Source organism: Streptomyces sp. NPDC091371 (genome assembly GCF_040684275.1).
Taxonomy (GTDB): domain Bacteria; phylum Actinomycetota; class Actinomycetes; order Streptomycetales; family Streptomycetaceae; genus Streptomyces.
Genome location: NZ_JBFBFP010000007.1, coordinates 187,764 through 200,989, shown reverse-complemented (window position 1 = coordinate 200,989; position 13,226 = coordinate 187,764). Strand labels below are relative to the sequence as shown.

Annotated in this window: 12 protein-coding genes; 6 read left to right on the top strand and 6 right to left on the bottom strand. The window is 74.6% G+C overall.

What is annotated here, in order from left to right; translation table 11 throughout:
- Positions 1–31: 31 nt before the first annotated feature.
- Both AB0O21_RS11560 and AB0O21_RS11555 read right to left on the bottom strand, forming a co-directional pair.
- Entirely contained in the window at positions 32–1,360 is a 1,329-nt protein-coding gene (locus tag AB0O21_RS11560; RefSeq protein WP_365169340.1) for an SWF or SNF family helicase, read from the bottom strand.
- A complete protein-coding gene (locus AB0O21_RS11555; protein WP_365169337.1) occupies positions 1,357–4,287 on the bottom strand; it encodes a DEAD/DEAH box helicase in 2,931 nt (976 codons plus the stop codon). Before AB0O21_RS11555 ends, AB0O21_RS11560 begins: the two co-directional genes overlap by 4 nt.
- Before the next feature lie 180 nt (positions 4,288–4,467).
- On the opposite strand from AB0O21_RS11555, the gene AB0O21_RS11550 reads away from it, so the two are divergent.
- Positions 4,468–4,650, top strand: coding sequence for a hypothetical protein (locus AB0O21_RS11550; protein WP_365169334.1), 183 nt, complete (start codon positions 4,468–4,470; stop codon positions 4,648–4,650).
- A gap of 136 nt (positions 4,651–4,786) precedes the next feature.
- Here the strand turns inward: AB0O21_RS11550 and AB0O21_RS11545 are convergent, their stop codons facing one another.
- From AB0O21_RS11545 to AB0O21_RS11530, 4 genes are all read right to left on the bottom strand, one after another.
- A complete protein-coding gene (locus AB0O21_RS11545) occupies positions 4,787–5,884 on the bottom strand; it encodes a polyprenyl synthetase family protein (RefSeq protein ID WP_365169331.1) in 1,098 nt (365 codons plus the stop codon).
- A gap of 119 nt (positions 5,885–6,003) precedes the next feature.
- On the bottom strand, positions 6,004–6,462 hold the full coding sequence (locus AB0O21_RS11540) for an SAM-dependent methyltransferase (RefSeq protein ID WP_365169328.1): 459 nt from the start codon (positions 6,460–6,462) through the stop codon (positions 6,004–6,006).
- A gap of 14 nt (positions 6,463–6,476) precedes the next feature.
- The gene (locus AB0O21_RS11535; RefSeq protein ID WP_365169326.1) at positions 6,477–7,271 is read right to left on the bottom strand and encodes a hypothetical protein; all 795 of its coding nucleotides are present in this window, start codon (positions 7,269–7,271) and stop codon (positions 6,477–6,479) included.
- 191 nt (positions 7,272–7,462) lie between these two features.
- Complete coding sequence (locus tag AB0O21_RS11530; RefSeq protein ID WP_365169323.1) at positions 7,463–8,062, bottom strand: methyltransferase domain-containing protein; 600 nt, start codon at positions 8,060–8,062, stop codon at positions 7,463–7,465.
- A gap of 170 nt (positions 8,063–8,232) precedes the next feature.
- Here AB0O21_RS11530 and AB0O21_RS11525 point away from each other — a divergent pair, with 170 nt between their 5' ends.
- From AB0O21_RS11525 to AB0O21_RS11505, 5 genes are all read left to right on the top strand, one after another.
- Positions 8,233–9,012: an MHYT domain-containing protein gene (locus AB0O21_RS11525; RefSeq protein WP_365169320.1), complete on the top strand. Its 780-nt coding sequence runs from the start codon at positions 8,233–8,235 to the stop codon at positions 9,010–9,012.
- A 71-nt stretch (positions 9,013–9,083) separates the two neighbouring features.
- A complete protein-coding gene (locus tag AB0O21_RS11520; protein WP_365169317.1) occupies positions 9,084–11,726 on the top strand; it encodes an ATP-binding protein in 2,643 nt (880 codons plus the stop codon).
- Positions 11,726–12,169, top strand: coding sequence for a roadblock/LC7 domain-containing protein (locus tag AB0O21_RS11515; protein ID WP_365169314.1), 444 nt, complete (start codon positions 11,726–11,728; stop codon positions 12,167–12,169). The genes AB0O21_RS11520 and AB0O21_RS11515 overlap by 1 nt, the downstream gene beginning before the upstream one ends.
- A 17-nt stretch (positions 12,170–12,186) precedes the next feature.
- A complete protein-coding gene (locus AB0O21_RS11510; protein ID WP_365169311.1) occupies positions 12,187–12,567 on the top strand; it encodes a DUF742 domain-containing protein in 381 nt (126 codons plus the stop codon).
- The gene (locus tag AB0O21_RS11505; protein ID WP_365169308.1) at positions 12,567–13,226 is read left to right on the top strand and encodes an ATP/GTP-binding protein; all 660 of its coding nucleotides are present in this window, start codon (positions 12,567–12,569) and stop codon (positions 13,224–13,226) included. Before AB0O21_RS11510 ends, AB0O21_RS11505 begins: the two co-directional genes overlap by 1 nt.

Sequence of the window (13,226 nt, the reverse complement as noted above, 5' to 3'; positions counted from 1 at the left end):
TACCCGGACCCGGCAAGCGGTACGTCGGCCACTACGCGGGCCGGGCCGGTCCGAAACCCTGCTGCCCGGGAGCCTCCAGGGCCGCCCAGGCCGAGGCCGGGTCCGGGGCCGACGGGCCCGCCGGGACCCAGCGGTCCCCCTCGCGGAAGTACGGCCACCAGCGGCCCTCGCGGCCCAGCCGCAGCTGGCGGTCGGCGCCCGCCCCGGGCTCGGGTGCCCCGGGCTCGGGCGCCCCGGGCTCCGGCGTGCCGGTCCAGCGGGCACGCACCCGGCGCAGCAGCGGGGCCCGCTCGTCCGCCCAGGCCGCCGCGAGCGCGGCACGCGCCCGGGCCAGCGCCGCCCGGTCCGGCGCCCAGTCGTCCTCCAGCGCCGCGAGCGCGGACGGCCCGCCGAAGCCCCAGGCCCGGACGGCCAGGTCCATGGCGGCCCGGCTCCTCCCGGTAGCCACCGCCAGGCGGGAGCGGACCCGGAAATCGGATGCCTCGGCGGTGAGTCGTACGGCGTCTTCGTCCGTGGTCAACGGGGCCGTCGGGGACCGGTCGGCGTGGCCCGGAGCCAGGGCCAGGGAGAGCAGCCGGTGCGCCTCGTTCGCGGCCGCCTGTGCGAGGAACTCCACGGCGTCCACGTCGAGTTCCGGTTCCGTCTCGGTATCCAGCGTCGGCGGCTGGCCCGGCGCCTCCGGCAGCTCCGGCGGCGGGGGCAGCGGCGGCAGGGTGCCCGCCCGCGCTGCCGCGTACGCGTCCGCCGCGGGGATCCCTTCGTCGGCGGGCGACTCCCGGACCTCCCGGGCCTCGGGGGCACTGCGGGCCGCCAGGTCCGCCACCAGCTCCCGTTCGCCCCGGCCGCGCAGGAGCAGCAGCACGAAGGGGTCCTGGTCCAGCAGCCGGGCCACCTGGTAGCAGAGCGCCGCCGTGTGCGGGCAGTGGTCCCACTCGCCGCAGTCGCAGCGCGGGTCGAGGTCGCCGATGCCCGGCAGCAGCTCCACCCCGGCCGCCGCCGCGTCCTCGGCCAGCTCCGGCGGTACCTCCCGGTCCAGCAGCGCCGCGATGTACCCGGACTCGGCGGCCGCCAGCTCCAGCAGCCGGTCCCATTCCGGCTCGGTGAACTCCTGTACGAGCACGTCCGTGCGGTGCGCCGACCCGTCCAGGTCGCGCACCACCGCGGTGAGCCCGCCCGGGCGCACCGAGACCGCGCCCACCGCGCCCGAACGCGCGTACCGGCGGCCGGCCTTGACCTGCTGCCCGTCGAGCGCGCTGTCCTCCAGGGCGCGCAGCCAGGCATGGCCCCACCAGGTGCGGGCGAAGCCTCGGCCGGGGGCGGGCGGCAGCGCCGGGAAGGTCTTCTCGTCGTCCTCGCTCACAGCTCACTCCCCGGGGCCGGGCGCAGCGCCACGAGTTCGGCCAGTTCGGCATCGGTCAGCTCGGTCAACGCGGCCTCGCCGCCCGCGAGGACGGCATCGGCGAGCTCCCGCTTGCGCTCCAGGAGCCGCGCGATCCGGTCCTCGACGGTGCCCTCGGCGATGATCCGGTGGACCTGCACGGGCTGGGTCTGGCCGATGCGGTAGGCCCGGTCGGTGGCCTGCTCCTCGACGGCCGGGTTCCACCAGCGGTCGAAGTGGATGACGTGCCCGGCCCGGGTCAGGTTCAGGCCGGTGCCCGCCGCCTTGAGGGAGAGCAGGAAGACCGGGACCTCGCCCGCCTGGAACCGGTCCACGAGCTCCTCGCGGCGCGGCACCGGAGTGCCGCCGTGCAGCAGCTGCGAGGCGATCCCGCGGCCGGCCAGGTGCTTCTCCAGGATCCGGGCCATCGCCACGTACTGGGTGAAGACCAGCACCGAACCGCCCTCGGCGAGGATCGTGTCGAGGAGTTCGTCGAGGAGCTCCAGCTTGCCGGAGCGGACGGCGGCGGTGTCCTTGGCGCCGAGCTCGCCCGGTCCGTGCTCCTTCAGGCCGTGCTCCTTCAAGTACTGGGCGGGGTGGTTGCAGATCTGCTTGAGGGAGGTCAGCAGCTTGACCACCAGGCCGCGCCGCTCCATCCCGTCGGCCTCGGAGATCGCGGCGAGGGTCTCGCGTACGACGGCCTCGTAGAGCACGGCCTGTTCGCGGGTCAGCGTGACGGTGTGGTCGGTCTCGGTCTTGGGCGGCAGCTCGGGTGCGATACCCGGGTCGGACTTCTTCCGGCGCAGCAGGAACGGCCGTACGAGCGCCCCCAGTCGGGCCGCCGCGCGCGGGTCGCGGCCGCTCTCGACGGGCTCGGCGTAGCGGGCGCGGAAGGTGGCGAGGCGGCCGAGGAGCCCGGGGGTGGTCCAGTCGAGGACGGCCCACAGCTCGGAGAGGTCGTTCTCGACGGGGGTGCCGGTGAGGGCCACCCGGGCCGCGGCCGGGATGGTGCGCAGGGCCTTGGCGGTGGAGGAGTGCGGGTTCTTGACGTGCTGGGCCTCGTCGGCGACCACCATCCCCCAGGGGACGGCCGCGAGTTCGGGGGCGTCCACGCGCATCGTGCCGTACGTGGTGAGCACGAAGCCGCCGGTGAGGCCCGAGAGCTCGCGGCCCGGGCCGTGGAAGCGGCGCACGGGAGTGCCGGGCGCGAACTTCTCGATCTCCCGCTGCCAGTTGCCCAGCAGGGATGCCGGGCACACCACGAGGGTCGGGCCGGTGGCGGGATCCTGCCGGCTGCGGTGCAGGTGGAGCGCGATGAGGGTGACGGTCTTGCCGAGGCCCATGTCGTCGGCGAGGCAGGCGCCCAGGCCGAGCGAGGTCATCCGGGCCAGCCAGCGCAGCCCGCGCAGCTGGTAGTCGCGCAGGGTGGCCCGCAGTTCGGGGGGCGCGTCGGGTCCCTCGGGCTCTCCCGGTTCGGCGGTGAGGCGTGCGCGCAGCCGCTCCAGGGGCCCGGCGCTCTCCACGTCGACCCGCTTGCCGTCGATTTCGGCCGACCCGGTGAGTACGGCGGCCAGCGCGTCCGGGCCCGCGAGCTCGCGGCCCTGCCGGGCGCGGGCCCGGCGGGCTTCCGCCGGGTCGATCAGGACCCACTGGTCGCGCAGCCGCACCAGGGGGCGCTTCGCCTCGGCGAGCCGGTCGAGTTCGGCGGGGGTCAGGTCGCCGTGGCCGCCGAGGGAGTGGCGCCAGGTGAAGGAGAGCAGCGCGCCGGGGGAGAGCAGGCCGGAGGGGAGGGCGGACCCGGAGCCTGCGGGGGAGGTGACGACGGCGCGGGAGTGGACGGCGGCGGCGCCGAGCTCCCGGGCGAGTTCACGCGGCCAGTGCACCTGCACCCCGTCGGCGGCGAGCGCGGCGGCGGCTTCGCCGAGCAGCTCCGTGACCTCCTCGTCGGCCAGCTCGACGGCGTTCGGCACGGCCGCGCTCAGCAACTGGGCCAGCGGCGGCCACAGCAGGGCGGCGCGGCGCAGGGCCCGCAGGGCGTCCATCCGGGCGCCGGGCGGGAAGGCCGCGGCGGCGGCCCCCGATCCTGCCCAGACGTCGACGGCGTCGGCGGCCAGCGTGGAGTCGGCCACGCCGTGCATCTGGAGGACCGCCCGGAAGGCGGGCGCCTCGTCGAGCGGCCCGTCGAGCTCGATCCTCAGCGAGATGCGCACCCCCGCGTCGTGGCCCGCGGCCACCTCGGCGGCCCAGCCGCGCAGTCCGGGGTGGAGCATCGGCGGACGGGCGGCGTAAGCGGGCCCGCCGGCGGCCGAGGGCGCGGCGGGGGAGCGCGGCAGGGAGTCGGCGACGGCGTCGAGGAATGCGCGCAGCAGCGGCTCCGGGGTGGGGAGCCGGGGCGGTCCGTCGGCGTTGAGGGGTACGCAGTGCGCGGTGGGCGGCATGGCGGCGGCCAGCTCCCGCACGGCGTCGAGGTCGGCGGCGTCCAGCGGCCCGATCCGCCAGGCGTCGTGGCCGGCGGGGCTCAGGCCGGGCAGCAGCCGACCGCGCGAGACGAAGCCGAGGGCCAGCAGGGCGGCGGCGCCCCAGAACGCGGTGGCCGGGGCGGAGGCCGAGTCGGGGCCGGGGCCGGGGCCGGAGTCGGCAGCGGCGCCGGAAGCGGCGTCGGCGGCCCGGGCGCGGGTGAGCAGGGGCAGGGCTTCGTCGACGGGCAGCACGAGCGCGGTCACGGTGGTGCGGCGCAGCTCGGGGGAGACGAGGGTGAGCTCCTCGCACCCGGCCGCTCCGGAGCCGGAGCCGAGGGTCTGACCGTCGGGCCGCCACAGGCCTATCCGGCCGCGGCGGGCCGGTTCACCCGGGTCGGCGGGCAGGAACACGGCGGAGCAGTGGATGAGGTCGGGGATCTTGGGCAGCACGCATCCCTCAAGGTTGACTACCGGGGCACAGGGCCGCCGAGAGTACCCGACCGGAGGCGTCGGGGAGCGGCCGCCGGGCCGGGTGGTCCTGTTCGCTGCGTCACGGCGGTCCGGGAACGCCCGGTCGAGGCCGCGCGTTGATGTGGGTAGTGGTCGACGGCAAGGAGGAGGTGTCCGCACATGTCCAATCGCGGAAAGGTCGCGGTTGCCGGAGTCGTGGCAGCGATCGTGTTGTTCTGGAGCGTCGGGTTCTGGGCGGGGCTGCTGGTGCTGATCGGTGTTCCTGCCGCGGCCTACCTCTTGCTGGACCCCTCCCAGCGGCGTCGGGTGCGGGGTATATCCCGCAAGCAGATCGGCCGCTGAAGCCGGCGAAGCCGCCTGCGAAGCAGCTGAAGCCGCCGGGGCGGCCCGGGCCGCGCCCGTCGCCGCCCCCACTGCCCCGGCCCGTCGAGGGGGCCGGGTTCCGGCTTGCCCGCCGAGCCCGGCCCACCCCGCCGGATCAGGCCGCGCTGACCGCGCCGACCACACCGAGCTCCGCTTCGAGGAGCATCTGGGACGCGTGGTCCACGAGGTGGCGCAGCACCGGCAAGTAGGTCTCGTCGCCGCCCACTTCGTCCAGGATGCGGTACGCCTCGGCGCGGAATCCGTCGATCTCGGCCCGGTACCGGTCGAGGGCGACGGGCGTCCGCAGCAGGCCGGCGAGCTCCTCCCTGGCAGCGGCCGAGCGGCCGGCGGCGGCACACAGGCCCAGGATGCGGTCCCTGGAATCGGCGGGGGCGTCGTCGAGGACGGAGGCCAGGAGATAGGTCACGGTGCCGTTGAGCAGGTCCTCGTCACGGCCGGACAGGATGTCTTCCTGGTCGTTGAAAATCTGCCACAGGATGCCGAATATGTAGCCGAATTCACGCCAGAGCTCGACCTTTTCCTTGGAGGCTCCGGAGAATATCGCGGCCATGGCCGTGATCATCCCGAACGGTGCCCCGGACTTGCCGCGGTACGTCTCGATGACCGACGCGCGCGTGGCTCGGCTGATGTCGCCGCGCATGTCGTCTATCTGGCCGTCGACACCGATGATCCAGCCGTTCAGGATCTCGGTGACCAGGGCGCTGCGCACCGATTCCGGGAGGTTCTGGTCCAAAACGATCTGAATGGGCAGCGCGTTACCGGTGATGACGGAAGCGAGCAGGGCCTCGTTCTCGGTGAGCTCACCGGAGATCCGGGCGCCGTTCGCGTCGGCGAGATCGTCCAGGTAGCAGGCCGAAGTCCACCACAGCAGGTGCACGGCGGACAGCGGCATGGCCGGCCGGGGATTCCCGGTCTCTATGGCGTGCGTGAGGAGCGGCAGCACCGAAAGGGGATGTCTGAGTTTGCGGTGCTCCAAGAGCTTGGCAACTGAGGTCCTCGTAATCGCCGCGATTGGTCCGAGTCGCTCCAGAGCGGTTTCGATTTCCGTGTCGATGTCCTGCGCGACTTGTCGGTGCAGGTCAATGTACGACGTGCAAATCAAGAGAGCGGCCTCCGTCGAAAGAATGGACCGAAGGGCGGCGGTGTGCGCCCTTTGAGTCAGTTGAGTCAGTGACGTGGCTGATTCGATCATTCCGGAGGGAGGGGATCCAGAGCGATTTTCGGCCGCAGGTGTCTGGATCTTGACCTTGAGGGCGGTCGCTGCCGGTGGCGGCACCGTCGGCGCCCGGAGGCCGGGCGCCGACCGGGCTCCTAGTAGTAGTCGCGCATCAGGGCCGTCGCCCACTCCGGCTGCCGCAGCTCGCCGCGCGGTCCGAACTCGGCCATGTACGGCTTGAGATCGAGTACGGGCGTGCCGTCCACCGCGTCGAGGCCCTCCACGTGCACGTCCAGGCCGTCCACCTTGACCACCCGGCACCGCGAGAGCCCCAGCCGGTTCGGCCGGTTCTTGCCGCGCTGCGCGAAGATGCCGACCAGCGGCCAGTCCGTGTTGCCGCGCGGGTGCCGCGCGCCCGTCTCGATCTTCTCCACGGGCACCCGGTCGAAGTGGTAGACCACCTCGACGTGCGAGAAGTCCTCCAGCCCGTACAGCGCCTCCGGGCCGAACCGGAGGCCGTCCAGGCGGATCACCGCCGTCTCGCGCCCCCAGTCGTCATCGCGCACCTCCGCGCGACCGCCCACCACCACACCCACCGGCTCGAACTCCGGCATGGCCTCTCCCCTCGTCAGGCCGGGCGCACCGCGACGCGATCCAGCGCCGCCAGCAACCGCGGCAGATCGTGATCCCCGTCCCGCGGGACCGCGAGCACCTCGCTCGGCTCCTCGTCGAGCAGGACGAAGGCCGCGTCGGGACCCCCTGTTCCTCCCGTACGGGCCACCAGCGACCAGCCGGGCCCGTCCACGCGCAGCGTCCGGGCGCCCTCGCCGGCGAAGGAGGACCGCACCCGTCCTGGCGGCGGCGGGGTCCGCGTGTACCCTAGCGCCTCCTCCAGCGCCCGTGCGAGCCCCGGGTGCGCGGCGGCCGCGGCCCCTCCGTCCGTCGCCACCCGCTCGCGCCAGTCGGCCCACTCCCGTGCGATCTGGTCGGCGCCCATCCGCCGCTGGACCGGACCCCACGCCTCGGCCGAGGGAGGCGCCAGCGGCACCCGCCCCGTCCCGTCCGCGCCCTGCTCCGGATCGTGCGGCTCCGGTATGCCCGCCGCGGCCACCGACAGCTCCAGCGGCCAGCCCGCCAGGGAGATGACGATGCTCCGCTCGTCGGGGGACAGGTCGTAGTCCATCCCGCAGTCCCAGGAGGCGATGGCGGTGGCCACGAGCGAGACGTCGTCCACGACGACCGTCCAGCGCGCGCCCTCCTCGTCCTGGCCCAGCACCAGCCCGTAGCCCTCCCCGGTCGGCGCCACGCCCAGCAGCGAGCATGCCTCGGGGAAGTCGTCGCCCAGGATGCCCGGGAACTGCGCCGGGGTCAGCAGCACGGCGGTCAGCACGTACAGGGAGCCGCCACCCTCGTCGTCGGACACCTGGCCTCCTGTAGCTCTCTCGTCGGGCGCACCTTAACCAGCGGGTAACCCGTGCGTCGAGAGCCTGCGGGCGATGAATTCCAAGCCCGCCACCTGCACGTAGAGTTGGGAGCCCGCCACGGAAAGGGACGCGCGGTGCAGCGTTTGCGGCCGGCTGAGGGAGATCCTCTGGCTCGCCGCCTACGAGCCGCCTACGAGCCGCGTACGGCCAGCACCAGGAAGCGGGCGTCCTCGTCGGCGTACGAGATCACGTCCCAGCCCGACCGGGCCAGCAGCGGGCGCAGGTTGGGCTCGGCCCGCAGGTCGTCCGGGGTGAGTTCGCGCCCGTGGCGCGCGGCGAGGGCCGCGCGCCCGATCGGGTGGAAGATCGCGAGCCGGCCGCCGGGACGGACCACGCGGGCCAGCTCGCGCAGGTTCGCCTCCGGGTCGGGCAGGTGGGCGATGAGCCCGGCGGCGAACACGGCGTCGAGCACCCCGTCGCGCAGCGGCAGCCGGGCCACGTCGGCGAGCAGCAGCACGCCCTCGGCAGCCCGCCCCGCCCGCTGCGCAGCGGCCAGCATCTGCGGGGTGAGGTCCGCGCCGAGCACCTTCCCGGAGGGCCCGACCGCGGCCCGCAGCGCCGTCAGTGCCCGACCGGTGCCACAGCCCGCGTCGAGCACGCGGTCCCCGGGCCGCAGTCCGAATTCGGCGACGGCGGTGCCGAACGCGGGGCCGTCCTCGGGGAACTTCCGGTCCCAGCCGTCGGCGCGCGCCCCGAAGAACTCCTGCACGTGCGTGTGGTCTTCGCTCATGAGCCCATGATCCCCCACGGGCCGCCCCGCCGGCCGCCCTGCGGTGCGTGTGCAAGGTGGCACGCGGCGTGATCGAAGATGAACGTATCTCTGTCATATTCCAGCAGTTCCAGCGGCTTTCGAAATGCGCCCCTTGTTCGCGGCCTCACCCGGACTAGCGTCCGGTGGCCATGGGACACCTGGACCACGCCGCCTATGGCTGGCTGACACCCGCGCTGTCATACGTGATGGCCTCGATCGGCGCCGCCCTCGGACTGCGCTGCACCGTCCGCGCGCTCGCCGCGACCGGATCCTCCCGCCGCAACTGGCTCCTCACCGCGGCCTCCGCCATCGGCACCGGCATCTGGACGATGCACTTCGTCGCGATGCTCGGTTTCGACGTCACCGGCACCGAGATCCACTACAACGTGCCGCTCACCATCCTCAGCCTGCTCGTCGCCATGCTGGTCGTCGGCGCCGGGGTGTTCGCCGTCGGCTACGGCAAGGACCGCGGCCGCGCCCTCGTGCTCGGCGGCCTCACCACAGGCCTCGGCGTCGCCAGCATGCACTACCTGGGCATGGCGGCCCTGCGCCTGCACGGCCGCATCTCCTACGAGCCGCTCACCGTCGGCCTCTCCGTCGCCATCGCCGTGGTCGCGGCCACCGCTGCCCTCTGGGCCGCGCTCAACATCAAGTCACCCCTTGCAGTCGCCGTCGCCTCGCTCGTCATGGGCGCCGCGGTCAGCAGCATGCACTACACGGGAATGATGGCGGTCGGCGTCGACGTCAGCCCCTCGGACGCGGCCCTGCCCGGCGCCACCGCCATGCAGTTCATCTTCCCGCTCGCCGTCGGACTGGGCTCCTACCTCTTCATCACCGCCGCCTTCGTCGCACTGTCCCCGACCGCCGACGAGCGCGCCGCCTCCGCTTCCGCGCAGCAGGTCCCGGAACCCGTGCCGGCCGCTCCCTGAGCGCGCCGCGCACCCGCACCCAGCCCCCCGCACGTCCGCACCCGTAGGCACCGCCCCGGAACGAGGAGCCCATGCGCACACCCCGCAGAAAACCGGAAGCAGCGGCGCAGCGGCCGCCCGCGCCGCCGGCGCGCGGCCGCCGGGCCCACGCCGGGCCGCCGGCCGAGGAACCGGCGGCGCAGGAGACCCACCAGCTCCTCCTCCCCGCCGCCCCGCGCGCCGGCGGCTCCCGGATACGGCTGCGGCCCGCGACCGTCCGCGCGAAGATCGTCTCGCTGCTGATGGTCCCGGTCGTCTCGCTCCTCGCCCTCTGGGCGTTCGCCACCGTCAGCACCGCCCAGGACATGGCCCGCCTCAGCCTCGCCCACCGCGTCGACACCGAGATACGCACCCCCGTCGCAGCCGCCGTCACCGAGCTCCAGGCCGAGCGGCGCGCCGCCGTCCGCCTCCTCGCCGACCCCGCCGCCGATCCGGGCGCCGCCCTGGACCCGCAGGTGCGCCGCACCGAGGCCGCAATCCGGCGGCTGCGCCTCGGGGACCGGCACACCGTCGCCGACTCGGGCGGCTACCGCTCCGGCATCGCGATCCGGCTGGGCGCCTTCGTGGCCGCCGCCGAAGCGCTGGGAACGGCCCGCAAGGACATCGCCGCCCGCAGGGCCACCCCCGAAGCGGCCTACGAGACGTACACCGCCGTGGTCGACAAGGCCCTCGCCGTGGGCGGCGCCCTGACCGGCGGCCAGGACGCCGAACTCGGCCCCGACGCCCGGGTCCTGCTGGAATTCGCCCGCGCCGGAGAACTCCTCTCCCGCGAGGACGCGCTGCTCGCCGTACCGGGCCCGCGCACCGCCGAAACGCTTCGCCACCTCACCGGCACCGTCGATTCCCGCCGCACCCTCACCGCCGCCGCGGCCGAAGACCTCCCCTCGGCACAGCGGGCGGCCTGGCAGTCCGTCGCCAAGAGCGCCGTCTACGCCGACCTCACCGCCGCCGAGGACCGGGCCCTGGCCGCCGGCACCACCCGCGACAGCCGCGCGGTGCCCGCCGGCTGGGAGGCCGCCTGGACCGGCGTCGGCGCCTCGATGCACGACATCGAGCAGGCCGCGCACGCGGCCGCGGCCGACCGCGCCGACCCCGTCGCCCAGAGTGCGTTCAGCCCCGCCGGAGCCGCCGTCGTCCTCGGCCTCGCCGCCGTGGCCGCCTCGCTCGTCATCTCCGTCCGCATCGGCCGCGCCCTGGTCGTGGAACTCGTCTCGCTGCGCAACACCGCCCTGGAGATCGCCCGCCGCAAACTCCCCCAGGCGATGGAACGGCTGCGCGCCGGCGAGGAGATCGACGTCGCCGCCGAGGCCCAGGCCGGACCCCCGGCCGACGACGAGATCACCCAGGTCGGCGAGGCCCTCACCACCGTCCACCGGGCCGCCCTGAGCGCCGCCGTCGAACGCGCCGAGCTCGCCAGCGGGGTCTCCGGGGTCTTCGTCAACCTCGCCCGCCGCAGCCAGGTCCTCGTGCACAAGCAGCTCACCCTGCTCGACTCGATGGAGCGGCGCGCCGACGACCCGAACGAACTCGGCGACCTCTTCCGCCTCGACCACCTGACCACCCGGATGCGGCGGCACGCGGAAAGCCTGATCATCCTGTCGGGCGCCGCCCCGGGCCGGGCCTGGCGGATGCCGGTTCCCCTCACGAACGTCGTCCGCGCCGCCGTCTCCGAGATCGAGGACTACCCGCGCATCGAGGTCCGCCAGCTCGCGGAGGCCGCCGTCGTCGGGGGCGCCGTCGCCGACCTCACCCACCTGATCGCCGAACTCATCGAGAACGCCGCCCAGTTCTCCCCGCCCCACACCAAGGTGCGGGTCAGCGGGGAGCCCGTCGGGGCCGGGTACGTCCTGGAGGTCGAGGACCGCGGGCTCGGCATGGGGCGCGAATCCCTGAGCGAGGCCAACCGGCGCATCGAGCAGTCCGAGGCCCTCGACCTCTTCGACAGCGACCGGCTCGGACTGTTCGTCGTCAGCCGCCTCTCGGCCCGCCACGGTGTCAAGGTGCACCTGCGCCCCTCACCGTACGGCGGCACCACCGCGGTGGTCCTCCTGCCGAACTCCGTGCTCCAGGGCGCGATCACGGCCGGCGCCCCCGAGCCCGCCCCGGAACCCGCCCCGGAATCCGCCTTGGAACCCCCGGCCCCGACCCGGCACCCGGCCCCGACCCGGCACCCGGCCCCGGCCCAGCCCCTCGCCGCGGCCCGGCCGCGGACCCCGGCCCAGATCCCGAACCAGCCGTCCGAGGCGGCCCCGGCCCCCGCGCCGAAGGCGGCCGCCGGTTCGGAGCCGCCGCCCGCCATGACCGTCGTACGGGAGGACGCGCGCGGCATCCCGGCCCCGGACCGGGCCCCGGCGCCGCCGGAGCCGCGCCCGGCCCCCGTGGCCCCGCTGCGGCCGCGCGCCGCCGGGGGCGCGGTCCCGCCCGCGCAGCCGGCCGGGCCGGGACCGGCACCGGCTTCGGTGACGGAACTGCCGCGCCGGGTGCGCCAGGCCAGCCTCGTCCCGCAGCTGCGCGAGGCCCCGGCCCCGAAGGCCCCGGCGGGCTCCCGGCTCCCCGAGGACCCGCCGGGCCGCAGCCCCGAGCAGGCCCGGGACCGGATGGCGGCCTACCGGGCCGGCTGGGTCCGCGGCGCCCAGGACGACTCCCCTCACGCAGGCAGCGAAGGAGAAGTGTGATGATCGAACATCAGCGAATCGATCTCGGCGGCATCCGCAGATCAGGCGAACTGGACTGGCTGCTGGACGACCTGGTGGTCCGGGTCCGCGAGGTCCGGCACGCCGTGGTCCTGTCCACCGACGGGCTGGCCGTGGGCTCCTCCAGCGCGCTGAGCCGGGAGGACGCGGAGCACCTGGCCGCCGTCGCCTCCGGCTTCCACAGCCTGGCCAAGGGCGCGGGCCGGCATTTCCACGCCGGGGGCGTGCGCCAGACGATGGTCGAGATGGACGAGGGCTTCCTCTTCGTCGCGGCCGCGGGCGACGGCTCCTGCCTGGCGGTGCTCAGCGGCGCCGGCGCCGACATCGGGCTCATCGCGTACGAGATGGCCCGGCTGGTGAAGCGGGTCGGCGAGCACCTGTACACCCCGCCCCGGTTCGCGGCGCGGCCGCCGGCCGCCGGCTGAGGGCGGCGGTCCGGCACATGAACGGCCAGTGGTACGACGCCGACGCGGGCCCGCTCGTCCGTCCGTACGCCATGACCGGCGGGCGTACGAAGCCGGGACCCCACGGGGTCCGCTTCGACCTGATCGCGCTGGTCGTCGTGGATCCGGCGGGCACCGACGAGGCGGCCGAGTCGCTGCTGGGCCCCGAACACCGGGCGCTCCTCGGGCTCTGCCGGTCCGAGACCCAGTCGGTGGCGGAGCTCGCCGCCGACGCCGACCTGCCCGTGGGGGTGGTGCGGGTGCTCCTCGGGGACCTGCTGGAGGGCGGCCACGTCAAGGTCAGCCGGCCGGTACCGCCCGCGCAACTGCCGGACGAGCGGATTCTGCGTGAAGTCATCGAGGGATTGCGAGCGCTGTGATGGGACAACACGACAACGGGCCCCTCGGAGGGGGCCCGACGCCGGGCTCGGATCCGGGGGAGGACCCCGAACTGGCCGCTCTCGCGCTGAAGATCCTCGTCGCGGGAGGTTTCGGGGTGGGCAAGACCACGCTGGTGGGCGCGGTGAGCGAGATCCGGCCGCTGCGGACGGAGGAACTGCTCAGCGAGGCGGGCGAACTGGTCGACGACACGGGCGGAGTGGACCAGAAGACGACCACGACCGTGGCCATGGACTTCGGGCGGATCACCATCCGGTCCGGGCTGTCCCTGTACCTGTTCGGCACCCCGGGCCAGGACCGGTTCTGGTTCCTGTGGGACGAGCTGTCGCAGGGCGCGCTCGGCGCGGTGGTGCTCGCCGACACGCGGCGGCTGGAGGACTGCTTCCCGGCGGTCGACTACTTCGAGCACCGGCGCATCCCGTTCGTGGTCGCCGTCAACTGCTTCACGGAAGCCCGGCGTTACGGGGCGCACGACGTCTCGCGGGCACTCGACCTGGACCAGGGGACTCCGGTGGTGCTGTGCGACGCGCGGGACAAGGACTCGGGGAAGGAAGTGCTGATCAGGCTGGTCGAGTACGCCGGGCGGGTGCACACCGCGCGGCTGTTGGAGTCGGTGGAGCCGCAGGCCGGTTCCGTGTGA